Raw genomic sequence first — 340 nt, 5'->3', positions numbered from 1 at the left:
CTACCTGTGTCGGTTTGCGGTACGGGTGCACCGTCTCTGGCTAGAAGCTTTTCTCGGCAGTGTGACGTCGCAGCCTTCGCTACTGTGATTTCGCTCCTCATCACGCCTTGTCCTTGAGAAAGCAAGCATTTGACTCACTTTCAGACTTGACGCTTGAACGTGGTATCCAGCACCACGCGCTGCTAGCCTCCTGCGTCCCTCCATCGCTCATAACGATTCGGTGCAGTACAGGAATTTCAACCTGTTGTCCATCGACTACGCCTCTCGGCCTCGCCTTAGGTCCCGACTTACCCTGGGCGGACGAGCCTGCCCCAGGAAACCTTAGTCTTGCGGCGGACAG

1 rRNA gene is annotated in these 340 nt (G+C 56.8%); it reads right to left on the bottom strand.

Annotation, left to right across the window (positions count from 1 at the left end):
• Positions 1 to 340 (bottom strand): 23S ribosomal RNA (locus lacNas_RS07555); the annotation flags it as partial.

It is taken from the genome of Lactobacillus nasalidis, assembly GCF_016587775.1.
In the GTDB taxonomy this organism is placed as follows: Bacteria; Bacillota; Bacilli; order Lactobacillales; family Lactobacillaceae; genus Lactobacillus; species Lactobacillus nasalidis.
Note: the sequence above shows the minus strand (reverse complement) of the source record. Positions and strands in the feature narration are given on the sequence as shown.